Annotated in this window: 25 protein-coding genes; 10 read left to right on the top strand and 15 right to left on the bottom strand. The window is 61.9% G+C overall.

Annotated elements, in window-relative coordinates:
- Nucleotides 1-27: 27 nt before the first annotated feature.
- Nucleotides 28-591, bottom strand: a complete 564-nt coding sequence (locus ILFOPFJJ_RS04040) for a hypothetical protein (protein ID WP_312032679.1) — start codon at nucleotides 589-591, stop codon at nucleotides 28-30.
- A 510-nt stretch (nucleotides 592-1,101) separates the two neighbouring features.
- On the opposite strand from ILFOPFJJ_RS04040, the gene ftsE reads away from it, so the two are divergent.
- The 4 genes from ftsE (at nucleotide 1,102) to ILFOPFJJ_RS04020 (ending at nucleotide 4,696) form a co-directional block, all read left to right on the top strand.
- Nucleotides 1,102-1,761, top strand: coding sequence for a cell division ATP-binding protein FtsE (ftsE, locus tag ILFOPFJJ_RS04035; protein WP_167528349.1), 660 nt, complete (start codon nucleotides 1,102-1,104; stop codon nucleotides 1,759-1,761).
- Nucleotides 1,754-2,761, top strand: coding sequence for a cell division protein FtsX (locus ILFOPFJJ_RS04030; protein WP_173509263.1), 1,008 nt, complete (start codon nucleotides 1,754-1,756; stop codon nucleotides 2,759-2,761). Before ftsE ends, ILFOPFJJ_RS04030 begins: the two co-directional genes overlap by 8 nt.
- 191 nt (nucleotides 2,762-2,952) lie before the next feature.
- Nucleotides 2,953-3,654: a YdcF family protein gene (locus ILFOPFJJ_RS04025; protein ID WP_173509262.1), complete on the top strand. Its 702-nt coding sequence runs from the start codon at nucleotides 2,953-2,955 to the stop codon at nucleotides 3,652-3,654.
- Between the two features lie 259 nt (nucleotides 3,655-3,913).
- On the top strand, nucleotides 3,914-4,696 hold the full coding sequence (locus ILFOPFJJ_RS04020) for a lysophospholipid acyltransferase family protein (protein WP_173509261.1): 783 nt from the start codon (nucleotides 3,914-3,916) through the stop codon (nucleotides 4,694-4,696).
- Nucleotides 4,697-4,767: 71 nt separating this feature from the next.
- Here the strand turns inward: ILFOPFJJ_RS04020 and ILFOPFJJ_RS04015 are convergent, their stop codons facing one another.
- Nucleotides 4,768-5,340: a gamma-glutamylcyclotransferase gene (locus ILFOPFJJ_RS04015; protein ID WP_173509260.1), complete on the bottom strand. Its 573-nt coding sequence runs from the start codon at nucleotides 5,338-5,340 to the stop codon at nucleotides 4,768-4,770.
- Between the two features lie 264 nt (nucleotides 5,341-5,604).
- Here ILFOPFJJ_RS04015 and ILFOPFJJ_RS04010 point away from each other — a divergent pair, with 264 nt between their 5' ends.
- On the top strand, nucleotides 5,605-6,618 hold the full coding sequence (locus ILFOPFJJ_RS04010) for a DUF2125 domain-containing protein (protein WP_173509259.1): 1,014 nt from the start codon (nucleotides 5,605-5,607) through the stop codon (nucleotides 6,616-6,618).
- A 40-nt stretch (nucleotides 6,619-6,658) separates the two neighbouring features.
- Here the strand turns inward: ILFOPFJJ_RS04010 and ILFOPFJJ_RS04005 are convergent, their stop codons facing one another.
- The 3 genes from ILFOPFJJ_RS04005 to ILFOPFJJ_RS03995 all read right to left on the bottom strand — a co-directional run bounded on the left by ILFOPFJJ_RS04005 (nucleotide 6,659) and on the right by ILFOPFJJ_RS03995 (nucleotide 9,538).
- On the bottom strand, nucleotides 6,659-7,582 hold the full coding sequence (locus tag ILFOPFJJ_RS04005; RefSeq protein ID WP_173509258.1) for a prephenate/arogenate dehydrogenase family protein: 924 nt from the start codon (nucleotides 7,580-7,582) through the stop codon (nucleotides 6,659-6,661).
- Nucleotides 7,582-8,688, bottom strand: a complete 1,107-nt coding sequence (gene hisC / locus ILFOPFJJ_RS04000; protein ID WP_173509257.1) for a histidinol-phosphate transaminase — start codon at nucleotides 8,686-8,688, stop codon at nucleotides 7,582-7,584. The genes ILFOPFJJ_RS04005 and hisC overlap by 1 nt, the downstream gene beginning before the upstream one ends.
- 79 nt (nucleotides 8,689-8,767) lie before the next feature.
- Nucleotides 8,768-9,538 carry a class I SAM-dependent methyltransferase gene (locus ILFOPFJJ_RS03995; protein WP_173509256.1) on the bottom strand — a complete coding sequence of 257 codons (771 nt, stop codon included), beginning with the start codon at nucleotides 9,536-9,538 and terminating at the stop codon, nucleotides 8,768-8,770.
- A 99-nt stretch (nucleotides 9,539-9,637) separates the two neighbouring features.
- Between ILFOPFJJ_RS03995 and gloB the strand changes: the two genes are divergently transcribed.
- Together gloB and ILFOPFJJ_RS03985 are read left to right on the top strand one after the other, a co-directional pair.
- Complete coding sequence (gloB, locus tag ILFOPFJJ_RS03990; protein ID WP_173509255.1) at nucleotides 9,638-10,408, top strand: hydroxyacylglutathione hydrolase; 771 nt, start codon at nucleotides 9,638-9,640, stop codon at nucleotides 10,406-10,408.
- Nucleotides 10,408-10,851, top strand: coding sequence for a cupin domain-containing protein (locus ILFOPFJJ_RS03985; protein ID WP_173509254.1), 444 nt, complete (start codon nucleotides 10,408-10,410; stop codon nucleotides 10,849-10,851). The genes gloB and ILFOPFJJ_RS03985 overlap by 1 nt, the downstream gene beginning before the upstream one ends.
- Before the next feature lie 3 nt (nucleotides 10,852-10,854).
- Here ILFOPFJJ_RS03985 and yddG read toward each other — a convergent pair whose 3' ends face one another.
- Nucleotides 10,855-11,745: an aromatic amino acid exporter YddG gene (yddG, locus tag ILFOPFJJ_RS03980; protein ID WP_173509253.1), complete on the bottom strand. Its 891-nt coding sequence runs from the start codon at nucleotides 11,743-11,745 to the stop codon at nucleotides 10,855-10,857.
- Nucleotides 11,746-11,953: 208 nt separating this feature from the next.
- On the bottom strand, nucleotides 11,954-12,730 hold the full coding sequence (locus ILFOPFJJ_RS03975; protein WP_173509252.1) for a DUF3108 domain-containing protein: 777 nt from the start codon (nucleotides 12,728-12,730) through the stop codon (nucleotides 11,954-11,956).
- Between the two features lie 388 nt (nucleotides 12,731-13,118).
- Between ILFOPFJJ_RS03975 and rpmB the strand changes: the two genes are divergently transcribed.
- Nucleotides 13,119-13,409: a 50S ribosomal protein L28 gene (gene rpmB, locus ILFOPFJJ_RS03970; RefSeq protein ID WP_136508834.1), complete on the top strand. Its 291-nt coding sequence runs from the start codon at nucleotides 13,119-13,121 to the stop codon at nucleotides 13,407-13,409.
- 141 nt (nucleotides 13,410-13,550) lie between these two features.
- Entirely contained in the window at nucleotides 13,551-14,189 is a 639-nt protein-coding gene (locus ILFOPFJJ_RS03965) for a VUT family protein (protein ID WP_173509251.1), read from the top strand.
- A 72-nt stretch (nucleotides 14,190-14,261) separates the two neighbouring features.
- Here the strand turns inward: ILFOPFJJ_RS03965 and ILFOPFJJ_RS03960 are convergent, their stop codons facing one another.
- The 4 genes from ILFOPFJJ_RS03960 to ILFOPFJJ_RS03945 form a co-directional block, all read right to left on the bottom strand.
- Nucleotides 14,262-15,257 carry an esterase-like activity of phytase family protein gene (locus ILFOPFJJ_RS03960; protein ID WP_173509250.1) on the bottom strand — a complete coding sequence of 332 codons (996 nt, stop codon included), beginning with the start codon at nucleotides 15,255-15,257 and terminating at the stop codon, nucleotides 14,262-14,264.
- A 128-nt stretch (nucleotides 15,258-15,385) separates the two neighbouring features.
- Nucleotides 15,386-17,314 carry a cobaltochelatase subunit CobT gene (gene cobT, locus ILFOPFJJ_RS03955; protein ID WP_173509249.1) on the bottom strand — a complete coding sequence of 643 codons (1,929 nt, stop codon included), beginning with the start codon at nucleotides 17,312-17,314 and terminating at the stop codon, nucleotides 15,386-15,388.
- Nucleotides 17,315-17,390: 76 nt separating this feature from the next.
- A complete protein-coding gene (gene cobS / locus ILFOPFJJ_RS03950) occupies nucleotides 17,391-18,386 on the bottom strand; it encodes a cobaltochelatase subunit CobS (protein WP_136508830.1) in 996 nt (331 codons plus the stop codon).
- A 76-nt stretch (nucleotides 18,387-18,462) separates the two neighbouring features.
- On the bottom strand, nucleotides 18,463-19,098 hold the full coding sequence (locus ILFOPFJJ_RS03945) for a J domain-containing protein (protein WP_173509248.1): 636 nt from the start codon (nucleotides 19,096-19,098) through the stop codon (nucleotides 18,463-18,465).
- Nucleotides 19,099-19,330: 232 nt separating this feature from the next.
- Between ILFOPFJJ_RS03945 and ILFOPFJJ_RS03940 the strand changes: the two genes are divergently transcribed.
- A complete protein-coding gene (locus ILFOPFJJ_RS03940; RefSeq protein WP_173509247.1) occupies nucleotides 19,331-19,612 on the top strand; it encodes a BolA family protein in 282 nt (93 codons plus the stop codon).
- Nucleotides 19,613-19,619: 7 nt separating this feature from the next.
- Here the strand turns inward: ILFOPFJJ_RS03940 and ILFOPFJJ_RS03935 are convergent, their stop codons facing one another.
- The 4 genes from ILFOPFJJ_RS03935 to ILFOPFJJ_RS03920 are packed head-to-tail and all read right to left on the bottom strand — an operon-like array spanning nucleotide 19,620 to nucleotide 22,828.
- Nucleotides 19,620-20,927: an HlyC/CorC family transporter gene (locus ILFOPFJJ_RS03935; protein ID WP_173509246.1), complete on the bottom strand. Its 1,308-nt coding sequence runs from the start codon at nucleotides 20,925-20,927 to the stop codon at nucleotides 19,620-19,622.
- Nucleotides 20,924-22,057 (bottom strand): 3-dehydroquinate synthase, encoded by a 1,134-nt coding sequence (gene aroB, locus ILFOPFJJ_RS03930; RefSeq protein WP_173509245.1) that lies wholly within the window; start codon nucleotides 22,055-22,057, stop codon nucleotides 20,924-20,926. Before aroB ends, ILFOPFJJ_RS03935 begins: the two co-directional genes overlap by 4 nt.
- Nucleotides 22,050-22,640 carry a shikimate kinase gene (locus ILFOPFJJ_RS03925; protein ID WP_173509244.1) on the bottom strand — a complete coding sequence of 197 codons (591 nt, stop codon included), beginning with the start codon at nucleotides 22,638-22,640 and terminating at the stop codon, nucleotides 22,050-22,052. Before ILFOPFJJ_RS03925 ends, aroB begins: the two co-directional genes overlap by 8 nt.
- Entirely contained in the window at nucleotides 22,637-22,828 is a 192-nt protein-coding gene (locus tag ILFOPFJJ_RS03920) for a hypothetical protein (protein ID WP_173509243.1), read from the bottom strand. The genes ILFOPFJJ_RS03925 and ILFOPFJJ_RS03920 overlap by 4 nt, the downstream gene beginning before the upstream one ends.
- Between the last annotated feature and the right edge of the window lie 29 nt (nucleotides 22,829-22,857).

The raw sequence follows: 22,857 nt of genomic DNA, 5'->3' as shown, positions 1-22,857 counted from the left end.
TTCCCTTTCAGGCGCCGCTTAGCACAATCAGAGCCGAGAAACACTGGTTTCGGCGAAAGAAACCGTCACGTCCGGCATTTTCCCGCCCGCGTAAGGAAGGCGCGCAGCGAAATGACGGCTCTCGCCGGGTGCGATCGGCGCGCCGTCGGGCATCAAACGCGTTGCCGTCACCTTCCGGCCATTGCTCCTGACGTCGACCACGACCAGCGGCAGACGCTGCTCGGTGCCGGAACGGTTGTCGATGCTTCCGTGGACCGAAAGCACACGCATGCCGCCGGCATAATCGAAGGAAGTCGTGACGCCACCGATCGACAGAGGTCGGGCGTCCGCCTGGTCTTCGTTGAAGAGGCCCACGATCAGAAGGAACGCCCCAAGGCCGAGGCCGCCGACCAGCCCGGCAAAACGTCGGGGCGGCATGGCGCGCAATCTCGTCTCGATAACGGTCAGAACCTGCCGAGCCGGTTTGCCGGACTGCGCCGTAGAGAGGCGTTGACCACGCCGATTGTCGTTGAAGACCGGATAGGGGCTGGGCCGGACCGTGTTGGCGATGGTCTCGAATTCCGCGTCGACATAATTCGGGTTTCTAGCCACGGCTCCGCTTGGGCGCGCATCCCGCTCCGGCGGAAGCAGATCGACACGTGCGGCGGTTTTTGAACGAAATGCCTGCATCGTTCCCCCTCGGGATCACTCCGGCTCTCCTTCCGACGCATCATGCGGCCGGATCGACGGCTCGACCGGCGCCAGCCTTGAGCGGAGCTTGCGGGCAATGCCTGTAACCGGCCTGAGCAAGAAACAGGGCATTGCATCAAATCCTTACGACACGTAAACCGAAATGGTTAATGTTTCGGAAAGAGGCCGTGAAAGCGGCGCCTTTTCATGGAAAATGAGCCGCTGCTTAACCATCGTGCCGCGCGCGGTTTAGCCTTGGCAGGAGTGCTGTCCTGCTGCATGTTTCCTCAAACCGGAGCCGAGTTAAGGAAACATGCAGCGATTCAAAGTGCTACAGCGATGTTTGCGCGTCTTATGGGACGCGCGGCGCCGTACGCTCGGACGATCGCTTCGCGGGTGTCGAAGGTCGTGAAGAGAGACTGGGCTGTCCCATTGATTCACTTTGAGAACGTCGGATTGCGCTATGGCATGGGACCGGAGATCCTCCGGGACCTGACGTTCGACATTCCGCGCCGGTCGTTCCAGTTTCTCACCGGCCCCTCGGGCGCCGGCAAGACGACATTGCTGCGGCTGCTCTTTCTGTCGCTGCAGCCGACGCGCGGCCTGATCCGCATGTTCGATCGCAACATCTCCTCCATCCCGAGAGACGAATTCCCGATGCTGCGCCGGCGCGTCGGCATCGTTTTTCAGGACTTCCGCCTGCTTGACCACCTGACGACCTATGAGAACGTTGCCCTGCCGCTGCGGGTGCGCGGCAAGGAGGAGGCAAGCTACCGCGCGGATGTGCTCGAACTTCTCAAATGGGTCGGCCTCGGCGAGCGCATCAACGTCCTGCCGCCGGTGCTTTCGGGCGGCGAGAAACAACGTGCGGCGATCGCAAGAGCTCTGATCGACCGGCCGGAGATCCTGCTTGCCGACGAGCCGACGGGCAACGTCGATCCGCCGATGGCACGCCGGCTGCTGAACCTCTTTCTCGAGCTCAACCGGCTCGGGACGGCGGTGGTGATCGCCACGCACGACCTGTCCTTGATGGATCAGGTCGAAGCCCGGCGCATGATCCTGTCACAGGGGCGGCTCGACATCTATGAATGAGAACAGCGTCCCCCGCCGCGAATCCGAGCCGCAGCAGCAACGCCGCGCCGAGATGCGCGTGCGCCCGACCGGTCCGATCGTTCCTTCGGCCAATGTCTCCGGCCATGCGCTGATGTGCGTAATCGCCATCATGTCGTTCCTCGCCTGCTTGACGCTCGGCGGCGTCAGCATGGTGCGAGCGACGGCGCAAAGCTGGCAGTCCCAGATCTCGCGGGAAATCACCATCCAGATCAAGCCGGACGACAATCTCGAGATGGAGAAGGCGCTAGCCGATGCGCGCGACCTGGCTCTGACCTTCAGCGGCACGACGGGCGGGAAGATCATCGACCGGGCCGCCACGGCCCGCCTCCTGGAGCCTTGGCTCGGCGAAGGTCTGGACCTCGACGAACTGCCCGTGCCGCGACTGGTCGTCATTACCATCGACGAGAACAACCCGCCCGATTTCGCCGCCATGCGCGCGGCGTTGACGGAAACCATCCCGCAGGCCTTTCTTGACGATCATCGCACCTGGGTCGACCGCCTAGTGGCAATGGCCAATACCACCGCGATGATCGGAAGCGGCGTCCTTGCGCTGGTATTCTCCGCCATGGTCCTCACCGTCGTCTTCGCAACCCGCGGTGCACTGTCCGGCAACCGCCACATCGTCGAAGTACTTCACTTCGTCGGTGCGGAGGCGGGTTTCGTGGCCTCCGAGTTCCAGAAGCACTTCCTCCGAATCAGCCTGAAAGGGGCCGGTACCGGCGGTCTGCTGGCCGCTCTTTCCTTCGCCGCCGCCAGTTTCTGGCAATCGCAAACGCTTGCCACCCCCGAAACGGACCAGGCGACGGCGTTGTTCGGACGGTTTGCCATCGGCTATACCGGTTATCTCGGCATTTTCGCGATCATAATCGTCATCGCTCTGCTGACGACACTGACGGCGCGCCTTACAGTCATGAGGACGATCTACGAAATCGACCTCATCCGGTCGGATCCCGGCCGGACGGATACCTTTCAAAGCTGACAGCCATGAACCGCTCACGCCATCTATTCCTTGCCGCAATCTGCGGCTACTGCATGATTCCTTAAATCGGAAGCGATTTAAGGAATCATGCAGCAATTCAAAGTGCTACAGCGATCTTTGCGCGTCCGATTGGACGCGCGGCGCTGTGTGTGAAGAGAATCACGATGGGGCGAGAATTACGCGAGAGCGGAATGGCCGAGAGGGGCAGATGGCGGGAGAGAGCCGCGCGCCGCCGCCGGTCCCGCAGCTTGTTGCGCAAGCTGCTGCGCCGGACCTTTTTCGTGCTGCTCGTATTCCTCGCCATCTTCATCGGCGGTTTCCTGCAATTTGCCGATACGGTCGCAACGCTGCAGCCGCCCACTCATCCCAAGGCCGATGCAATCGTCGTCCTGACGGGCGGTTTCCAGAGGATCGATCAGGCGGTGGATCTTCTGAAAACGGGAGCAGGCAAGCGTCTGTTGATTTCCGGCGTCCACCCGACGACGACGGGAAGCCAGATACGCCGAAACACGCAGAGCTCGGCCGATCTCTTCAAATGCTGCGTCGACATCGGGCATGAAGCGATAGACACCATCGGCAACGCCCGGGAGGCCGCCCAGTGGATCCGCAACCGGGGCTACAAGAGCGTGCTCGTCGTCACCAACAATTACCATATGCCGCGCAGCCTTCTGGAGTTGCGGCGCGCCAAGCCCGACACGGATTTCATGGCCTATCCCGTCATCAATTCCGATCTGAGGACGACAAACTGGCTGCGCAACCCGCTGGTCCTGAAGGCCATTCTGCTTGAATACGGCAAATATTCCGTCGCCTCCGTGCTCGACATGATGGGCGCGCGTCCGACGAACGGCCTGAGGGCGGCCATTTCCTCTCGGGTGACCCCGGCGGAAGAGTAAAAAAGTGGTTACGTCCCGGGGCAGAGCGGACGGCGACTTTTGCGCTGGTAAAGGCCTGCGGTGCCGTGGCAGCGGTTTTCCTTGGCGATATATTCGTGTAGGCAGCGGAGTGGCCGGCCCCCGGTCACCAATCGCCGCCTGCTGCATGTTTCCTTAAGTCGTAGCCGATTTAAGGAAACATGCAGCGCTTCAAAGTTCTACAGCGTCCTTTGCGCGTCTTAAAACGGGGGGCGCTGTAGTCCGCATCGAGAGCCACCTGATGATCATCCTGCGTTCGATCCTTTTCAACCTGGTGTTTTATGCCAATCTGGTCGTCCAGATGATCGTATTGACGCCGATCTATTTCCTTCTTCCCCGCAAGAAGGCCTGGTTCGTGCCGAAGAATTGGGTGCGCAGCAATCACTGGCTCCTGGAGAAGATCGTCGGCACGACCTTCGAAATCGAAGGCTTGGAGAATATTCCGGATGGTCCCTATATTTTCGCGCCGAAGCATCAATCCTTCTGGGATGCCTACGCGCTCCTGCCCTGGCTCGACGATCCGTTCTATATCCTGAAGCGCGAGCTTACCTGGATACCGCTGTTCGGCTGGTACATCATCAAGCAGCGCATGGTGCCGGTGAACCGCGCGGCGCGCGGCAAGGCGATGACCGATGTCATGGAGCGCACCAAGAACGAGATGGCGACCGGGCGGCAGTTGATCATCTATCCGGAAGGCACCCGCCGTCCCCCGGGCGCGCCGCCTGAATACAAATATGGCATCGCCCGCCTCTACCGTGACCTGCAGGTTCCGGTCGTGCCCGTCGCCATGCATCCGGGCCTCTTCTGGCCGCGACGCAGATTCCTGCGCTTCCCCGGTCATTTCAAGGTACGCGTCCTGCCTCCGGTCAAGGCCGGCTTGGATCCGGATGCGTTCCTCAAAAAGCTGATCGAGATGACCGAGGCCGCAAGCGATGAGCTGCTTGTCGAGACGGTCAAGGCCAATCCGCATCTGCCGTTGCCGCCGACGGCGGAGCAGCGGCTGCGCGAACTCGGTCAGGCCTGAACTGCGACCGCCCTACTGCATGCTTGCCTGAAGCGGAGCCGATTCAAGCAAACATGCAGTAATTCAAATGATTACAGCGACCTTTGCGCGTCCGATAAGACGCGCGGCGCTGCAGTCGCGGTCAATCGTGCAACCACGTCCTCCAGCCACTGGTCGCGGATGCCCATTTCTTTGAGATGAGCGAGCGTATTAAGTACATATTCGCTGTTCGGCCCGGACTTGCCGGAGGCGATCGCGACGGTTTCCGCCGCTTCCGCCGCACTGAGCGCCCCGGCATATTGGGCGTGGCCGCGATCGATCACATAGGCAAGCGCCGGCACTCGGCGTCCGTCGGCGAGTTGGACCGGCATGGTCCGCTCCTTGTAGACCTGCGTCACCAGCTCGCGCTCGCGCAGATAGCCGATCACATCGGACTTTTCGCTTCCCGGCACGCGAAATGCGGTGCCGATGCAGGAGCCGCCGTAGTCGAGGCCAAGCACCAAACCGGGCCGCTGCTCCGTGCCGCGATGCACCCAGGAGTGTACGCAGAGGGAGCGGCGGTACCCGAAGGCGCGTGCCGTCGACTTCTCCTCAAAACGGAAACCCGGGTTCCACATCAAGGACCCGTAGCCAAAGACCCAAAATTCGTCCATATCCACTGCCATTCATACACGCCGCTTTGCCACATGTCGCATCATTCACCGGCACGGTCGCGACCGATCAAGCCGAAACTTCTACGGCACACACTGCGGAACACGGAAGAGGCAGCCGGCCGCCGTATACAGGAATGGAAGATAGCTTGCAGGATCGGCAACCGCCACCCGGAACGGGATGAGAGAAAACCAAAATGTTCTTTCAGCCCTTCCGTCTTCGATCGCGATGATCCGAAGCGGTTTCCGCCACAGCACCAATTGGAGTACGCGATCAGAATGACCGTCACCGATGTCGCCAACGGATCACCAGCCGGCAAGAAATTTCTTTGGCTGGCAGTGGGCATCGTGCTCGCCGCTGGCATTTATTCCGCCGGCTGGTTCTTTGCCGCGGACCAGATCGAAAAGCGACTGACAACCTATCTTTCCGAAAAGCGGGAAAACGGTCTTGGCGGTGAATGCACGGACATGGAAGTGCGGGGCTTCCCGTTCCGCATCGGTCTTTTCTGCGACAAGCTGCGCCTCGACGACAATCTTCGCGGCGCATCCGCATCCTTCGGCTCCCTGCGGACGGCTTCTCAGGTCTATCAACCGGGACGCGCGGTTGTCGAACTCGACGGCCCCGCCGAGGTCCGGATGTCTCCGGGCCTTACGGTTTCGGCCGACTGGACGCTCCTGCATGCGAGCCTCAACGCGACGATGTCGGGCCTCGAGCGCTCGTCGATCGCCTACGACAATCTCACCGGAACGGCGCGTTGGCCGCTGACGGGTGACAGTCTGGGCTTCGGCGCAAGCCACGGCGAGATGCACTTGCGCCAGAACGGCGAAGACCTCGACGCCGCCCTGAGCGTGGAGAAGCTCGATCTGCGCCCGGCGCAAGGACCGAGCCTCGCCTCTCCGGTCGATGTCGCAGCGGACGTCACCGTCGTTGGCAAAGCCGGGTGGATGCAGGCGGGTGCCCTTTCACAACACATGCTGCGCGGCAGCAGCGGCGAACTGCGTCACCTGACCCTTGATGCGGGCGACGGAATGAGCGCGAAGCTCTCGGGTCCGTTTTCAGTGAATGATCAGGGCCTGATATCCGGCGAGTTTTCGCTGACCATTATGAATATCGATGCCTGGCACACGAGCCTCATGAAGGTCGTTCCCGAGGAAACCGACCTGATCAACAACATCGCGACCATGCTGAAGGCTCTGGCCGGCGGCAAGAATGAGGCAACGGTAAAACTCAACGTCCGCGACGGCACCGCCTTCCTGGCCTTCATTCCGGTCGGCGTGCTGCCGGCGCTCTGAAGGCCGAGGCGGCGGTCTTCCGCCGCTTCGCGGTTGCCCGCTATTTGGGATCCATTGCGTGCCGGCCGAAGTCCGGCATTGCCGTGTCCTGGCCCGCCTGGATGATCGAGCGGCGGATTGCCCGCGTGCGGGTGAAGAGATCGAAGAGCTTGTCGCCGTCGCCCCAGCGGATCGCCCGTTGCAGGTAGGCAAGGTCTTCGGAAAAGCGGGCGAGCATTTCGAGTATCGCATCCTTGTTGTGCAGGCAGACGTCACGCCACATGGTCGGATCCGACGCCGCCAGACGCGTGAAGTCGCGGAAACCCGAGGCCGAATATTTGATGACTTCGGACTCGGTGACCGTTTCCAGGTCGTCCGCCGTTCCCACGATGTTGTAGGCGATGATGTGCGGCACATGGGAGACGATCGCCAGCACCTTGTCGTGGTGCTCGGGGTCCATCTCATCGACCATCGAGCCGAGCGTCTCCCAGAAGAGCCTGAGCTTCGCGATAGCCTCTTCGTCGGCGCCGACGGGCGGCGTGAGGATGCACCAGCGTCCGCGGAAAAGTCCGACGAACCCGGCATCGGGGCCGGAATGTTCGGTACCCGCAATCGGGTGGCCGGGGATGAAGTGGACCGTATTGGGCAGATGCGGCGCCATCTGCGCGATGACCGAGCCCTTCGTCGAACCGACATCGGTGACGATTGCGCCGGGCTTCAGATGCGCGGCGATTTCGGCGGCAACGGCGCCGGAAGCGCCGACCGGCACCGAAACGACAACGAGGTCGGCATCCTTGACCGCCTCGGCCGCCGAAAGCGTGTAGCGGTCGCCGAGGCCGAGCTCGCGGGCGCGGTTCAGCGTCGCGGCACTCCGTGTGGAGACTACGATCGTGCCTGCCAATTGTTTCTCGCGGATTTCCCGGGCGATCGACGATCCAATCAGGCCAATACCGACAAGGGCGATCGTTTCGAACTGTTGAGCCATTATTTTTGTCCCATGAATTCAGTCAATGCGGCGATGACGCCTTCGTTCGCTTCCTCGGAACCGATGGTCATGCGGAGCGCATTGGGAAAACCGTAAGCGCGCACGGCGCGCAGGATAAAGCCGCGGGCTGTCAGGAACACATCCGCCTCCTCCGCCGATTTCCCGCCCATCTCCGGAAAGTGGATCAGCACGAAATTGGTTACAGAAGGCGTCACACGCAGACCGATCGCCTGCAATGCCGCGGTGACTTTCGCGAGCCAGGTAAGATTGTGATCGACCGCCACGGCAACGAAGGCCTGGTCGCGGATCGCCGCCGCGCCTGCCGCGATCGCGGGTGCATTGAGATTGAACGGACCGCGTACACGATCGACGGCATCCACGATCTCGCGCGGGGCAAACATCCAGCCGATGCGAAGCCCGGCGAGCCCATAGATCTTCGAGAACGTCCTCGTCATCACGACGTTGCGATTGCTCGACACCAGTTCCAGGCCCGCTTCGTAGTCGTTGCGCCGGACGTATTCCGCATAGGCAGCGTCAAGCACCAGCAACACTCCGGAGGGAAGGCTCGCGTGCAGCCGGCGGACCTCGTCAACCGGGATATAGGTGCCTGTCGGGTTGGCCGGATTGGCGATGAAGACGATCTTCGTCCGTTCCGTCACGGCCGCGAGGATCGCATCGACATCGACACGCGCATCCTTTTCCTTGACCGTGATTGCTGTGGCTCCGGCGGCCAGGATCTGGATCTTGTAGACGAGGAATCCGTGCTCGGTGATGATCCCCTCGTCGCCCGGACCGAGATAGGTGTGGCAGAGAAGTCCGAGCAGCTCGTCGGAGCCATTGCCGCAAACGATATTGGCCGGATTCAAACCGTGAACCGCAGCGATCGCGTCCTTCAACGCTTGCGCCTGACCGTCCGGATAGCGCTCGAGATTGAAGGCTGCGTTCCGGAACGCCTCGAGCGCGCTCGGACTTGGACCGAGCGGCGTCTCGTTCGACGAGAGCTTGTGAACCTTGGCAACACCCGGCGCATGCTCCTTGCCCGGCACATAGGCGGCGATGTCCAGAATGCCGGGACGCGGCTGCGGGCTCTTTGAAACAAGGTTCATCGGATCGGCTTTCACGGGAGGAAATGTGGCAAAGCCAATAGCCGGGCAGAGGAAATTTGTCGAGTGCGACAGCCCTGCCTTATGGGGCTTTGACCTCTGGTAACCGCTTGCGCGTGCTTGGAACGCCATGCGGTGCCAGCACCGGAACGAAGACGCGGCGCGAAGCGCGGACAGCGACCGGCAGGCCCTGATAGAGCCGCTTTTGCGCCTCAACGATGATTACCCCGGAAAACACCGGCCAAAGCGAACGGCCGAACCGCTCCAGGCTGTGCCGCAGGCGAAGGACGATCTTGCGCTTCGACGGTGGAAAGAACAGCGCCTCGGAGGTGGCGCCCGGCGTGAAATTCGTCTCGCGGAGCAGCGCCGTCAACTGACCGCGCGAATAGGGTCGTCCCGAGCCGAACGGGGTGTGCTCCATCCGCGCCCAGACGCCGCGGCGATTCGGCACGACGATGACCAGCCGGCCGCCGGGCGCAAGGACCCGCCAGATTTCCTTCATCGTTTCGCGCGGGCTTTCGGCGAATTCCAGCGAATGCACCATCAGCACGCGGTCGATCGACGCGTCGGGCAGCGGCAGTTCCTCGTCGAAGACCAGCGCCGTCGACGACAACTCGGCGACCGGCCAGTTCACCGCACCCTGCCCGGCCGGCATGAAGGCGAAGGTCCGCTCGGTGTCCGCCCGGAAGCGCTCGAGATAGGGAACGGCATAGCCGAGCCCGACCAGCCGCTCCTCGGGCAAGCGCGCCCAGACCGAGGAGAGCGCCATGCTGACGGAATGCTCCGCCATCCGGCCAAGCTCGGAATGATAAAATTGGCGAAGATCGACGATATCCGTGTGCATGGCCAACATGTTAGCTTTGGGGCGGTAGACTTCAAGGCGAGCCTCGCTACATTCGGCAGAAGCGGTTTCGCCCGCAGCCCTCATCACACCCGATCGGAGGACCTCATCATGGCCGCGCTCGAACTCGACCTCTTCCTCTGCCGTACCGATAATTTTGGTGTGCTTCTCCATGATCCGGAGAGCGGCGCAACGGCATCGATCGATGCACCGGAGGAGCAACCGATCCTCGACACGCTGGAGCGGCGGGGCTGGCGCCTCACACACATCCTGACGACCCACTACCATGGCGATCACGTGGCGGCGAATGTCAGTCTCAAGGAACGCTTCGGGGTTACGATCATAGGGCCGAAAGGCGAGGCATCGAAGATCCCCGGCATCGACAGGAGCGTCGGCCAAGGGGACCGTTTTGATTTTGCCGGCCATCCGGTCGAGGTCATCGAAACGCCGGGACATACCGCGGGCCACATCTGCTTCCATTTCCCACAGGACAGGATGCTGTTTGCCGCGGACACGCTGTTTGCACTCGGCTGCGGGCGACTGTTCGAGGGAACTGCCGAGACAATGTGGCAATCGCTGAACCGGCTGACGGCGCTCCCCGACGACACGTCGGTCTACTTCGGCCACGAGTACACGCTTACCAACGCGCATTTCGCCGTGACGATCGATCCCGAAAACGCGGCCCTCAAGGCGCGCGCCGCTGAAATCGAAGAGACGCGCTCGGATGGCGGGTTCACCGCGCCGACGACGATCGGCCTCGAAAAGCGGACCAATCCGTTCCTTCGCACGGGCGATCAGAAGATTCGCAAGCATCTCGGGATGGAGGGCGCCAGCGACGCGGAAGTGTTTGCAGAGATCCGCAAGCGCAAGGATAATTTCTAATGGACGTCTCACGGGATCTCACGCCAGCCGCGATTGTCGACGCGCTTGGATTGGCGAGACATCCGGAGGGCGGTTGGTATGTGGAGACCTTCCGCGACGACGTCGGCGCGCCACGCAGCCATTCGACGGCGATCTACTATCTTCTCGAAAGGGGCGAGCTGTCGCACTGGCACCGCGTCCGTGACGCGGCCGAAATCTGGCACTATTACGCGGGCGCCCCTCTCGAACTCAGCATCGCCGAGCCGGGCAAACCGGCTTCGCGCTTTCGCCTTGGACCGGATTTGCTTGATGGACAAAGACCGCAGCACGTCGTCCCCGCCAACTGGTGGCAGTCGGCCGCCTCGCTCGGAGACTGGACGCTCGTCGGCTGCACCGTCGCGCCGGGATTCGATTTTTCCGCATTCGAGATGGCGGCCCCCGACTGGCGGCCGCCAAAGAACTGACGCCTACTCCGCGGGCTGCGGGGCAGTCCTGCTCTTGCGAAAGACCATGTCCCTCGCTGCCAGCACCGCGCCGCCGGTCACAAGCAGGCAGGCTGCAGCTATTCTCCACGAGGGTTCCGCAAAGCCGAAGAGGATCAGGACCAGCGTTGAGAGAACGGGCGCCGCATAGCTCGCAACGCCGAGAAGCTGGATATCCCCGTTCTTCACGCCGAAGTCCCAGGCATAGAACGCCGCGCCGACCGGCAGAAGGCCAAGCCCGGCGACGGCAAGCCACTCGAAAGCCGTCTGCGGCCAGATCGTCGTCTCGAGACCAAGGTGGCAGAGGAATGAAAGGATGGAGGTCGCCAGGCAGAATCCGGTCACGACATCGGTCGAAACCGCATCGAAGCGGCGCGTCAGCAAGGAATAACCCGACCAGGTGAAGGCGCAGAGAAATGCCGCGCCGTAGCCGAGTGTATACGCCTCGTCGAAGGCGACGCCATTGCGGGCGACGATCAGGATGGTGCCGCCAAGTCCTGCGAGCGCGCCGGCGATATGGTACCAGCGAAGCCTCTCTCCCGGCAGCAGCGCCGAGCCGACCACGATGAGCAGCGGCCAGAGATAGGCGATGAGGCCCGCCTCGACCGCCGGGGCGTTGCGAAGCGCAGTGAAATAGAGAAAGTGGTAGCCGAAAAGACCCGCAATACCGGTGATCCAGACCTTGGCGGGCTGTTTCAAAAGCGCGAATCGCTCCGGCTTCACAGCCAGTACGACAATGCCCGGCAGGCTGCCGATCAGGAAGCAGATCGCCGAAAGCTGGAACGGCGGCATCTTGCCCGAAGCCGCGGTAAAGAGCGCCAGCAGCGACCACATCAGGATCGCGGAAAAACCGATCAGCGTTGCCTTGAACTTCATTCCTGTCCCCACGCCCGGCTCACCTTCGTGAAAGCCGCGTCAAATCATTCATGCCCTGCTACTGCATGTTTCCTTAAATCGTAGCCGATTTAAGGATAAAAACATACAGCAATTCAAGGTGCTACAGCGTCCTTTGCGCGTCTGATAAGACGCGCGGCGCTGTAGTTAGCGCCCGTTCGCGACGAGCGAAAGAGAAGATCGGGATCGATCACCCGCCGAATCGCGTCGCGGAAACGGTCACGGGACCAAGCTTGGTCGGGATGCGGACATAGACCGGGGCATAGACATTGACGGTCTCGGCTTTTGCGAACCAGATCTCCATCGTCTCCAGCCGGCGCAGATATTCGACGTCCTCACGACCCTTCCTGTATCCCGCCTTCGGCACGAAGCGGACACCACAGACAATGACTTCGCCGTTAAATCCCCGGGTCTTGAAGGCTCGGGTTCCCCTGGGCGACAGCTTGATGTCGAGCCGCGATTCGCCATCGAAGATCGGCAGCGTATTGGGACAGACCCGGCTCTTCCCCGGAATGATCAGCCCGGAGAGCGGATCCAGCACGTTGCGCATGTCGCGGCTCGTTACCGGCACCCAGTTCTTCGGAAGTGGGTTGCGTTTCGGGGTCATGCTCGCACGCACGACATTGCCGTTGCGGAAGGTGACGCTGATCGCACGCGACTTCCTGCCGCTGCGATAGGACATGGAATATTGCGAGGCGCGCAGATGATCGTTCCCGATCACCCCGGAAACGCGTGTCTGGCCGGACGTGCGGCTGATGATGTCGACCAGGCCGGCCGAATTCAGTGTGCCGGAAATCGTGTAGCGATTCTTTTCAAGCTCGGTGTGGAACGTGGCCCGCGCGAGCGGCAGGCCGGCAAGCGAGATGCTGTAATCCGTTTGATGCGCGATATCCGCAGCCGAGGACGCTGTGGAAAACATCATCGCGGTCAGCAATGCTGACGCCCGGAAGCCATTGCGCCTGTTCATGCCCGAAAGCCCTGTCGTTCTGCCGTCGTTGCAATTCTCTGGGATGCAAGCCGTTTGCGGCTTTTTTTGCGCCAAATCCTTAAAATACAACCGCGCCAATGGAGAACAAGCGTCGCCTCTTCATTCCACGGTCTTGTGAAAGAAATAGCGCAGTGAAGAACGGCTTGGAATGGGTATGGGCGCCGATTAGTGTATCCCGATGAGCAATCGCCTTGCGAGACCGGCTGGAAAATCTGCGGTTTTTCGAGAATGCGCAGTGTTTGGCTTGACTGGCAGGCCTTCTCTGACTATAGAACCGCGACTTTCCAATAATGGCCAACAGGAACGCGGCCTGGGCTCTGGGCCCGCTACCGCATTGTCCGGCGGCGATAAAGAGAATAGGTGTACCATGTCCCGTAGTTGCGAATTGACCGGCAAGGGCGTCCAGTCGGGCCACAATGTCAGCCACGCCAACAACAAGACCAAGCGCAAGTTCCTCCCGAACCTGTGCAACGTCACGCTGATTTCCGATGCTCTCGGCCAGCGCTTCCGTCTGCGCGTTTCCGCAGCCGCTCTCCGCTCGGTCGAGCACCGCGGCGGTCTCGACGCTTTCCTGCTGAAGGCTGACGAGAACGAGCTGAGCATGCGCGCTCGCCTGCTGCGCCGCCAGATCGTCAAGAAGACCGCTGAAGCAGCCTGATCGCCGCCAGCGCTTCTGACAAGACTTAAAGGCTTGCGGGCTCTGTCCGGCAAGCCTTTTTCTCGTGTCGCCACATATTCATCCGCCGTGCCTGTCCCGGCTATGTCGTCTCCAACTGGTGGCATCACCCAGGATAAAAAAATGCTGACCAACCGCACATTCTTTATCTATGTCGCGCTCATGACCTCGGTGGTCGTGGCGTCGAATTTCCTCGTCCAATATCCCCTTCCAGGCTCCGTTGCCGGCATGAACCTCGGCGATCTCTGGACCTGGGGCGCTTTCAGCTATCCCTTCGCGTTCCTTGTCACGGACCTCACCAACCGCCATTTCGGACCGCGGATCGCGCGCCGCGTGGTGGTTGCCGGTTTTGTCGTCGGCGTTACCTTCTCGATCTATCTCGCGACGCCGCGCATTGCGATCGCTTCCGGTTCGGCGTTCCTGTTCGGACAGCTCCTCGACATTTCCGTGTTCAACCGGCTGCGCCGGCAGACCTGGTGGCATGCACCGCTCGCCGGCTCCCTCATCGGCTCGGCATTGGACACAGCGATGTTCTTCTCCTTCGCCTTCGCGCCGTTCTTCGTGTTCTTTGGCCCGAACGACAGCTTTGCGCTGGAGACCGCTCCGCTGCTCGGCGCGCTTGCTGCGGAAGCGCCGCGCTGGATCTCCTGGGCGCTTGGCGATCTTTTGGTGAAGATCCTTTGCGGCATCGTGCTGCTCTTGCCCTATGGAGCGCTGATGAGCGTCATCAAGCCGATGCCGGCAGCCAGAGCCACCGCCTAACGCCGGTACAAAGATGTTTACGGGGTCGCGATGCGGCCCCGTTTTCATTTGCGAGACGACGAGTTCGTCCCGTCAATCCAAGATCAGCCGGAATTCAAGCATCAGGTTGCGTTCGAGAATCGAATGATTGTCATCGGAAACGACGATCACGCGAACCTCGCCGTCGGGCCGAACGACGACATCCAGCCCCTCCATATTGTCGATCTGATAGCTCATGTCGGCCATGAGCAACACCTCGCCGTCGACCACGGCGCCCGGACGAATGTCGCCGGCGGCAATCCGGCGAATGCGCATGCCGAGGCCGGAGGCGAGATTGAACCGACGCTCCAGGAGAAGCAGGTCGCCATTGGGCAGGAAGTCACCGTCGGTGACAGCATAGGGTTCCTCGCGAACGACCGTGAACGCGCCTTTCATCGGCCCGTCCAGAATCCCCGCCAGAAGGTTATCCGCCTTGTCGACGCTGCGTTCCGCGACTATGACCGCAGCACCGCGAAGGGGACTGTCCTTTGGCGCGATCGCTATGGTTTCGAGGCCGCCATTGACGCGCAATTCCTCGACGGGGAACGGCAGGGCCATTTGCCGGACGGGCTTCGAGCGCGCGAAGCCCGGATCGGGATAGATCTCGATACGGGCCAACTGCTCGAAGCTGACGATCGCCTCCCCGTCACGCAAAGCCAGGCCCTCGGAGTCCACCCTCCACTTTTTGAGCTCAGCACCACCATTTCCATCGGTCATTGATGTCACGGTCAGCTCGGTCAGGCCCTGAAGCCTCCCAGCATCGTCGCGGACAACGGCTCCCTCGATCCAGTGGCCGGTGTCCATCACGGCGACGAAGGAATCGCTGCCAGGTCGGAAGCGGATCGCGGAAATTGCACCGAGCAGCGGGTTGGGCGACGTCATTTCGATGCCGCCGATGAATTCGAGCCCGCCAAACACCGTTTGATCGGAACCGGATTTGAATTGCATTACCTGCCGGCTCTGAACGGGCGCGATCTCGCTCGCCGGCCCCGCCCGGGCGATCGTGGCCGATGCCAGAAGGGAAAGGACAACAAGGCTTCGACGGAGCATATGAGAGGGACCTTCGGAGGGCAGGATGGGGCCTGGTAAGGCAGGGAACGACTTCGCAGGAGGGGCGGATTGAACCGGTCCAAACCATCGGCGCCGTCGGTATCGGGCCATAGAAATCCGATCGGCTCCTAGCCCGCGCGGCGCGTGCGCCCCGGGCGCCGATGCATGCTTTCGTCCCCGAAGAGCGCTGCAAGCTGCTCCGTCATTGCACCGGCCAGTTCGTCCGCGTCGACGATGGTCACGGCGCGGCGGTAATAGCGCGTCACGTCGTGGCCGATGCCGATCGCCAGAAGCTCGACCGGCGAGCGGGTCTCGATCTGCTCGATCACGGCGCGCAAATGGCGCTCGAGATAGTTTCCGGGGTTCACCGACAAGGTGGAATCATCGACCGGGGCGCCGTCCGAGATCATCATCAGGATGCGCCGCTGCTCCGGCCGCGCCAGCAGCCGGTCATGCGCCCACATCAGCGCCTCGCCGTCGATGTTCTCTTTCAGCAGGCCCTCGCGCATCATCAGCCCGAGATTGCGGCGTGCGCGACGCCAGGGCGCGTCTGCGGACTTGTATACGATGTGCCGGAGATCGTTGAGGCGGCCGGGCGACTGCGGCTTGCCGCTCGCGAGCCACTTCTCGCGCGACTGCCCGCCCTTCCATGCCTTGGTGGTGAAGCCGAGGATTTCCACCTTGACGCCGCAACGCTCCAGTGTGCGGGCGAGAATGTCGGCGCAGGTCGCCGCAACCGTGATCGGCCGGCCGCGCATCGAGCCGGAATTGTCGATCAGCAGCGTCACCACGGTATCGCGGAAGGTCGTGTCCTTCTCACGCTTGAAGGACAGCGGTTGCATCGGGTCGATGATGATGCGTTGCAGTCTGGCCGTGTCGAGATACCCTTCCTCGAGGTCGAACTCCCAGGAGCGGTTCTGCTGGGCCATCAGCCGACGCTGCAGCCGGTTGGCGAGGCGGCCGACTGCCCCCTGCAGGTGAGCCAGCTGCTTGTCGAGGAACGCACGGAGGCGGTCGAGCTCCGCCTCGTCGCAAAGCTCCTCGGCGGTGATTGTCTCGTCGAATTCGCGCGTAAAGACGGTGTAGTCGACCTTCTCGTTGAAATCCGCGAAGGGATGGTTCGGCCGCTTGACTTCGCCTGGCGTCTCGCTCTCCTCGTCGCCCTCATCTTGGAGGTCGTCGTCGGAAATCTCGGCGCCGTCCATCTCGCCTTCTTCCATCTGCTCCTCGGCAGACTGGTTTTCGTCGGCGGGCGCGGCATCGGAGCCTTCTTCCTCGTCGCTGGCGTTCTCGTCCTGCTCCTGGCTGCGCGGCTGGTCCTCGTCGGTCTCGCTTTCCTGCTCGTCCGGTTCGATATCGTCCTCGCCGTATTTCTCGGCGACATCCATCGACGACAGTATGTCGCGCACGACGCGGGCGAAGGCCTGCTGGTCATTGATTGCGGCCGGCAGATTGCGCATATCCGCAGAGGCCTTGCCCTCGATGAAATCGCGCCAGAGATCGAGCACCTTGCCGGCCGATGCCGGTGGCCTCTCCCCGGTCAGTTTCTCACGCACCAGAAGCGCCACCGCCTCTTCGAGAGGCGCATCAGACTGGCTGTCGATCGCCGCAAAATTCGCCTTGGCGTATTTCTCCTCGAGCATCGAGGTGAGGTTGTCGGCGACTCCGGTCATCCGCAGCGCACCGATCGCCTCGACGCGCGCCTGCTCGACGGCATCGAAGATGGCTCGCGCGTCCGCTCCCTGCGGCGACATCGTCGCGTGGATGCGGGCATCATGGCACGCCTTGCGCAGCGCCATGGAATCGCCGAGGCCCCGCGCCACGGCCAACTCCTGTCGACTGGGACGCTTCGAAAGCTCCGGCAGCCGGATGCGCTCGCCTGCCATTCCGGGACGTTCGTTCGCAAAGGCGACCTCGAGCTCGGCGTCGCCGGCAATCGACCGGATACAGCCGGAAAGCGCCCGCTTGAACGGTTCAGCGGCGTTTTCCCTCGCGTTCGGCTTCGCCTTGGAGTTCGAGCTCACGACAATTCCTTTTTCAGCCAGATACGGTGACATCCGGGGCGCTCAAGTCCGCTTGACCGTGAAAGTCCGCGGGGGCCGGCTTCTGCCCGAGGCCGGCAGCAGAAACCCCTCAGGCGGTGGCTTCCAGCACGATGTTGGCGGCGCTCTCCTTGAGCTCGACACCGAAGGCCCGCTGGTAGTGCTCGGCGACCAGCGCCCGCTCCAGCTCGTCGCACTTGTTGAGGAAGGTCACGCGGAAGGCGAAGGCGATGTCGCCGAAGATATAGGCATTCTCCGCCCAGGTGATCACCGTGCGCGGGCTCATGACAGTCGAAAGATCGCCGTTGATAAACGCTGCGCGCGTGAGATCGGCCACGCGAACCATCTTCGATACGGTCTCGCGCCCCTTGTCGGCCGTAAAGCCCTTGACCTTGGCGGCGACGATGTCGACTTCCTTGTCATGCGGCAGATAGTTGAGCGTGGTGACGATCGACCAGCGGTCCATCTGCGCCTGGTTTATCTGCTGCGTGCCGTGGTAGAGACCGGTCGTATCGCCAAGACCCACCGTGTTCGCCGTCGCAAACAGGCGGAAGGCCGGGTGCGGACGAATGACGCGGCTCTGATCGAGCAGGGTCAGGCGGCCGGAGGACTCGAGCACGCGCTGGATGACGAACATGACGTCCGGGCGGCCTGCATCGTATTCGTCGAAGACGAGCGCCACATTGTGCTGGTAGGCCCAGGGGAGAATGCCGTCCTTGAACTCGGTGACCTGCAGCCCGTCCTTGACCACGATCGCATCCTTGCCGACGAGGTCGATACGGCTGACATGGCTGTCGAGGTTCACGCGCACGCAGGGCCAGTTGAGCCGTGCGGCAACCTGTTCGATATGGGTGGACTTCCCGGTCCCGTGATAGCCGGCGACCATGACGCGTCGATTGTGTGCGAATCCTGCGAGAATGGCGAGCGTCGTTTCGCGATCGAAGAGATAGTCGGGATCGAGATCGGGCACATAGGCGTCGCCCTTCGAATAGGCAGGAACGCGCAAATCCGTGTCAATGCCGAAGACCTCCCGGACAGAGATCGTCGTGTCGGGGAGGTTCGAAATGTCGAGGTCAATCTTGCTCATCATGTCTCCAGAGCGGCCGCCGGTCGGCACCCGCGCATTCGCCTGCAAAAAGTGCTTTCTGTCATAATCCGCGTTGTTAGCAGAAACCAGCCTGTTTTAACAATTGATAGGCTTGAATAACCGCGCGAAAACGGTCCTCCGATCCCCTGTCTCCGCCATTTGCATCAGGGTGATGTTTCTTCACGAGATCCTTGTAGGCCGTCTTGATATCGGCGGCCGTTGCCGAGGCCGCGAGGCCGAGCGTCTCGAAGGCCTTGGCTTCGAGCGTTTTCAGTTTGCGCAGGCGCGGTTCGTGCCGGGCCGAGCGGGCACGCGCCTCGCTGAAGAAGCCGAACGGATCGCGCATGCGGGCTTGCGCCCCCGCCGTGCCGGAGCGCATCTGCGACTGAGTTGGGCCGCTGCGGGCGCTCTTGTTGACGCCGACGGTCCAGGTCGGGCGATGGCCGGTCACGGCTTCCTTCTGGTAGCGCGCGATCTCGGTATCGGACAGCCCGGAGAAATAATTGTAGCCCTTGTTGTACTCCTTCACGTGCTCGAAGCAGAACATGAAGTACTCGCCCTCGGCATTGCGGCCGACGGGAGCCCGATGCATCGCCTTCTTGTCGCAGCCGTCCCACTGGCATACGGGCGCAGACGGCTCTGCGCGCGGCTCCACCTTGCGGCGCGTACGGATGCGATCGAAGTATTTTGAATCGAGTTTCATAGCCGACATTATGGGGTTTGGAGGCCCCCACAACAAGAATTGACAAAGCGGAATGTTGCTGGCTTTGTGCGAGCATTTTGCACCGCCACAGCATGTTTCCTTAAATCGGTTACGATTTAAGGAAACATGCTGTACTTCAAAGTGCTACGGCGTCTTTGCGCGTCTGATACGACGCGCGGCGCTGCGGGGCCCATGCGGACAGCACTTTGCCTCGCAGCAAGCAGGGAAATAGGACGGAAGAATGTCGCTGCAAAGCCGGATCGAACAGAAACTCATCGAAGCCTTCCATCCCGAGCGCCTCGCGGTGATCAACGAAAGCCATCTGCATGCCGGGCATCAGCCCGGTTTCGACGGCGGAGGCGAAACGCATATCAGGATCAGGATCGTTTCCAGCGCGTTCGACGGCATGAGCCGAGTGGCGCGCCACCGCGCGATAAATGATCTCCTGAAGCCTGAGCTCGATGCGGGTCTGCATGCGCTCGCCGTCGAACCATTCGCGCCGGGAGAGCCGACGCGCTGGTGACGAGGCGCTAGCCGATTGGCGCATCGTCCTCGGCGGGGCGGATGCGCAGCTTTGTAATCCGGTTCTTTACCCGCTTCATGACAATGAAGCGCTTGCCGTAGAAGGTGAAGGCCTGCCGCTCTTCCGGGATGCTCTTCGATTCATGGATGACAAGACCGGCAACGGTGGTCGCCTCCTCGTCAGGCAGCGACCAGTCCAGCGCCCTGTTGAGGTCGCGGATCGGTACCGATCCATCGACGACGATCGAACCGTCGGCCTCCTGTCGCACGCCTTGGATGTCGATATCGTGCTCATCGGCGATATCGCCCACGATCTCCTCAAGGATATCCTCGAGCGTAACGAGACCCTGGACCTGACCATATTCGTCGACGACGATGGCAAGATGCAGCTTGCGCCGCAGGAAGGCATTGAGCTGATCCTTGAGATTGGTCGTATCCGGCACGAACCACGGCTTCTGCGCGATCTTGACGATATCGAGGCGCTCGGGTTCGACGTCCGGCTCGGCTAATACGCGCAGGAGGTCCTTGGAATGGACGACGCCGACGATGTTGTCGGTCGATCCGCGCCAGAGCGGCAGGCGCGTGAAGGGGCTCTCGAGGATTTCCCGAATGCAGACCTCCGGCGGCTCCTCCGCGTTGATCGCACGCATCGCCGTACGGTGGATCATGACGTCGGAGACCTCGAGTTCGCCGAGGTCGAGCACGCCACCGAGCCGGTCGAGGTCCGCCTTGATCACGGATCCCTCCCGGTGAAGCAGATCGACTGCGCCCCTCAGTTCCTCATGCGCCGACAGCATCGGCATGTCCGACGAGAGCTTCACGCCAAAGAGGTTGAGGATGCGCCTTACAATCGCATTGACGAGCGCCGATACCGGGCCAGCAACGGCGACCAGGGGGCTCACTACCGGCGCCACCGCGCGCGCGAAGCGATCCGGCGAAGCGATCGCCCAGCTTTTCGGCAGCACTTCGGAAAATATCACGAGCAGCACGGTCATCACGAGCGTTGTAATCGCCACGCCCATGTCGCCAAAAAGGCCGATCAGCAAGCTCGTCGCCAGCGAAGAGGCAAGAATATTGACGAGGTTGTTGCCGATGAGCAGCGTACCGGTCAAACGATCGCGCCGCTCGATCAGCCGATTGACGAGACCGGCGCGCTGGTCGCCATTGCTTTCCAGCATATGCATCCGTGACCGCGAGGCAGCCGTCAGCGCGGTCTCCGAGCCGGAGAAGAAGGCGGAGAGCAGCAGAAGGCAAATGATCGAAACAAGAGACAGCCAGTATTCCGCCAGAAAGGCCAGAAACGCGTCGCCGGTCATTGGGGGTGCTTCTCCTTGAGGAAGCCCAGCACCTCCGAGGACGGCACATCATCCGCGACGAAGGACTGGCCGATGCCCCTTGTGAGAATGAAGGTGAGCTTGCCACCCTTCACCTTCTTGTCCTGGGCGATCGCGTCCATCAACCGTTCGGCCGGCGGCAGCTTGCCGGGTATGTCGGCGATCCGCGTCGGCAGGCCGACTGCCTTGAGATGAGCTTCCACGCGCCGCGCATCGTCGGGGCTTGCGAGGTTCATGCGGGCGGAAAACTCGTGGGCCAGAACCATGCCGATCGCAACGCCCTCGCCGTGCACCAGGCGCGCGCTGTCGTATTCGGTCGCCGCCTCCAGAGCGTGGCCGAAGGTATGTCCGAGATTGAGAAGCGCACGCAGACCGTTTTCGCGCTCGTCCGCAGCAACGACGTCGGCCTTGGCCTGGCAACTGGCGGCAATGGCCTCGATCCGCGCAGCCCCCCCGGCGAAGACGGCCTGCCAGTTCCGTTCGAGCCAATCGAAGAACTCCGGCTTGTCGATCAGGCCGTATTTGGCGACCTCCGCATAGCCCGCCCGGAACTCGCGCGGGCTCAGCGTATCGAGCACGTCCGTGTCGGCGAGGACGAGATCGGGCTGATGAAAGACACCGATCAGGTTCTTGCCGTGAGGCGAATTGATCCCGGTCTTGCCGCCGACGGAGGAATCGACCTGTGCCAGCAGCGATGTCGGAACCTGGATAAAGCGCGAGCCGCGGCGGACGATACCGGCAGCAAAGCCGGTGAGATCGCCGATCACGCCGCCTCCGAGGGCGATCACCGCGTCGTTCCGCTCGATCCTGGCGCCAAGCACGGTTTCGCAGACGGGAATGAGGTGGTCGAAGCTCTTGGTCTTTTCGCCCGCGGGAAGAACGAGCGAGACGGCCTCGATACCATTTTCGCCGAGGCTCGCCATCAGCGGCTGTAGATAGCGCGGGGCGACGTTCTCGTCGGTTATGACCGCCATCTTCCGGCCCTTGAGGCGCGACGCGATTTCCTTGCCCGCCGCGGCAATGAGCCCGGGACCGATGAGGATGTCATAGGAGCGATCTCCAAGGTCTACACGGACCTTGCGCTCGGCGGCGGGTATCACATGGCTAGTCATGGCTTTGAGCTTTCTGGCGATCGGCGACGGCGGTAAGAACCTCCTCGACGATCATCTCCTTCTTCACATCGCGCGAGAGGACCGTCAGATCGGCCTCGGCATAGATCGGGTAACGCGCGCGCATCAGGTTTTCGAGTGTCTGCTTCGGGTTCTCGGTTTTCAGGAGCGGCCGCGTATCGCGTTTGCTCACCCGCTCCCACAGAACGTCGAGCTCCGCATTGAGCCAGACCGTAACGCCGCCCTTCTTGATCTGCCGGCGCGATCGTTCGTTGATGTAGGCCCCGCCACCGGTCGAGACCACCCGGGGACCGGATCTTAGCAGACGTTTCAGCACGCGGGCCTCGAGAGCGCGAAACTCTTCCTCCCCGTAGGCCGCGAAAAGCTCGCTGATCGTCATGCGGGAAACCCGTTCGATCTCATGATCGGAATCGATGAATGGAACGCCGAGCGCCTGTGCGGTCAGTCGACCGATCGCCGATTTTCCCGCCCCCATCAATCCGATGAAAACGAGATTGCGCTTACCGAGGGCGAGCTTCGCCCGTTCGGCAAGCGTCGCGGAAACCGGTTCGGTCACGTCGTTCATTGCACTTCATTTTCCCCATTCCCCTCCGATATCGACAAATCGGCGGGGAGCGTCAAGTCGTCGCGCGTGCGGGGCGACGCTTCTTGAACTCGGCGGCGCGGCCGGTCATATAGTTCACGCATCCGCAGCAAGCGCACGTCCATCCAGACATACAGGAATTGCTGCAGCACTTTGAAGAACGACTGCATGATTTCTAAACCAGCTCTGATTTAAAGGA

Origin of the sequence: Sinorhizobium psoraleae, from assembly GCF_013283645.1 — a bacterium.
GTDB classification, from domain to species: domain Bacteria; phylum Pseudomonadota; class Alphaproteobacteria; order Rhizobiales; family Rhizobiaceae; genus Sinorhizobium; species Sinorhizobium psoraleae.
The sequence above is the reverse complement of the archived record's forward strand: the minus strand, read 5'-3'. Positions and strand labels throughout refer to the sequence as shown.

Coding starts and splice junctions, on each gene's coding strand:
- aroB (WP_173509245.1), bottom strand. CDS start 22,057: ATGACTAGCCATGTGATACCCGCCGCCGAGCGCAAGGTCCGTGTAGAC.
- ILFOPFJJ_RS04010 (WP_173509259.1), top strand. CDS start 5,605: ATGACCGTCACCGATGTCGCCAACGGATCACCAGCCGGCAAGAAATTT.
- gloB (WP_173509255.1), top strand. CDS start 9,638: ATGGCCGCGCTCGAACTCGACCTCTTCCTCTGCCGTACCGATAATTTT.
- ILFOPFJJ_RS03975 (WP_173509252.1), bottom strand. CDS start 12,730: ATGAACAGGCGCAATGGCTTCCGGGCGTCAGCATTGCTGACCGCGATG.
- cobS (WP_136508830.1), bottom strand. CDS start 18,386: ATGAGCAAGATTGACCTCGACATTTCGAACCTCCCCGACACGACGATC.
- rpmB (WP_136508834.1), top strand. CDS start 13,119: ATGTCCCGTAGTTGCGAATTGACCGGCAAGGGCGTCCAGTCGGGCCAC.
- hisC (WP_173509257.1), bottom strand. CDS start 8,688: ATGAACCTTGTTTCAAAGAGCCCGCAGCCGCGTCCCGGCATTCTGGAC.
- ILFOPFJJ_RS04020 (WP_173509261.1), top strand. CDS start 3,914: ATGATCATCCTGCGTTCGATCCTTTTCAACCTGGTGTTTTATGCCAAT.
- ILFOPFJJ_RS04005 (WP_173509258.1), bottom strand. CDS start 7,582: ATGGCTCAACAGTTCGAAACGATCGCCCTTGTCGGTATTGGCCTGATT.
- ILFOPFJJ_RS03960 (WP_173509250.1), bottom strand. CDS start 15,257: ATGCTCCGTCGAAGCCTTGTTGTCCTTTCCCTTCTGGCATCGGCCACG.
- ILFOPFJJ_RS03945 (WP_173509248.1), bottom strand. CDS start 19,098: ATGTCGGCTATGAAACTCGATTCAAAATACTTCGATCGCATCCGTACG.
- ILFOPFJJ_RS03940 (WP_173509247.1), top strand. CDS start 19,331: ATGTCGCTGCAAAGCCGGATCGAACAGAAACTCATCGAAGCCTTCCAT.
- ILFOPFJJ_RS04025 (WP_173509262.1), top strand. CDS start 2,953: ATGGCCGAGAGGGGCAGATGGCGGGAGAGAGCCGCGCGCCGCCGCCGG.
- yddG (WP_173509253.1), bottom strand. CDS start 11,745: ATGAAGTTCAAGGCAACGCTGATCGGTTTTTCCGCGATCCTGATGTGG.
- ILFOPFJJ_RS03935 (WP_173509246.1), bottom strand. CDS start 20,927: ATGACCGGCGACGCGTTTCTGGCCTTTCTGGCGGAATACTGGCTGTCT.
- ILFOPFJJ_RS03965 (WP_173509251.1), top strand. CDS start 13,551: ATGCTGACCAACCGCACATTCTTTATCTATGTCGCGCTCATGACCTCG.
- cobT (WP_173509249.1), bottom strand. CDS start 17,314: ATGTCACCGTATCTGGCTGAAAAAGGAATTGTCGTGAGCTCGAACTCC.
- ILFOPFJJ_RS03925 (WP_173509244.1), bottom strand. CDS start 22,640: ATGAACGACGTGACCGAACCGGTTTCCGCGACGCTTGCCGAACGGGCG.
- ILFOPFJJ_RS03920 (WP_173509243.1), bottom strand. CDS start 22,828: ATGCAGTCGTTCTTCAAAGTGCTGCAGCAATTCCTGTATGTCTGGATG.
- ILFOPFJJ_RS04015 (WP_173509260.1), bottom strand. CDS start 5,340: ATGGCAGTGGATATGGACGAATTTTGGGTCTTTGGCTACGGGTCCTTG.
- ILFOPFJJ_RS03985 (WP_173509254.1), top strand. CDS start 10,408: ATGGACGTCTCACGGGATCTCACGCCAGCCGCGATTGTCGACGCGCTT.
- ILFOPFJJ_RS04030 (WP_173509263.1), top strand. CDS start 1,754: ATGAATGAGAACAGCGTCCCCCGCCGCGAATCCGAGCCGCAGCAGCAA.
- ILFOPFJJ_RS03995 (WP_173509256.1), bottom strand. CDS start 9,538: ATGTTGGCCATGCACACGGATATCGTCGATCTTCGCCAATTTTATCAT.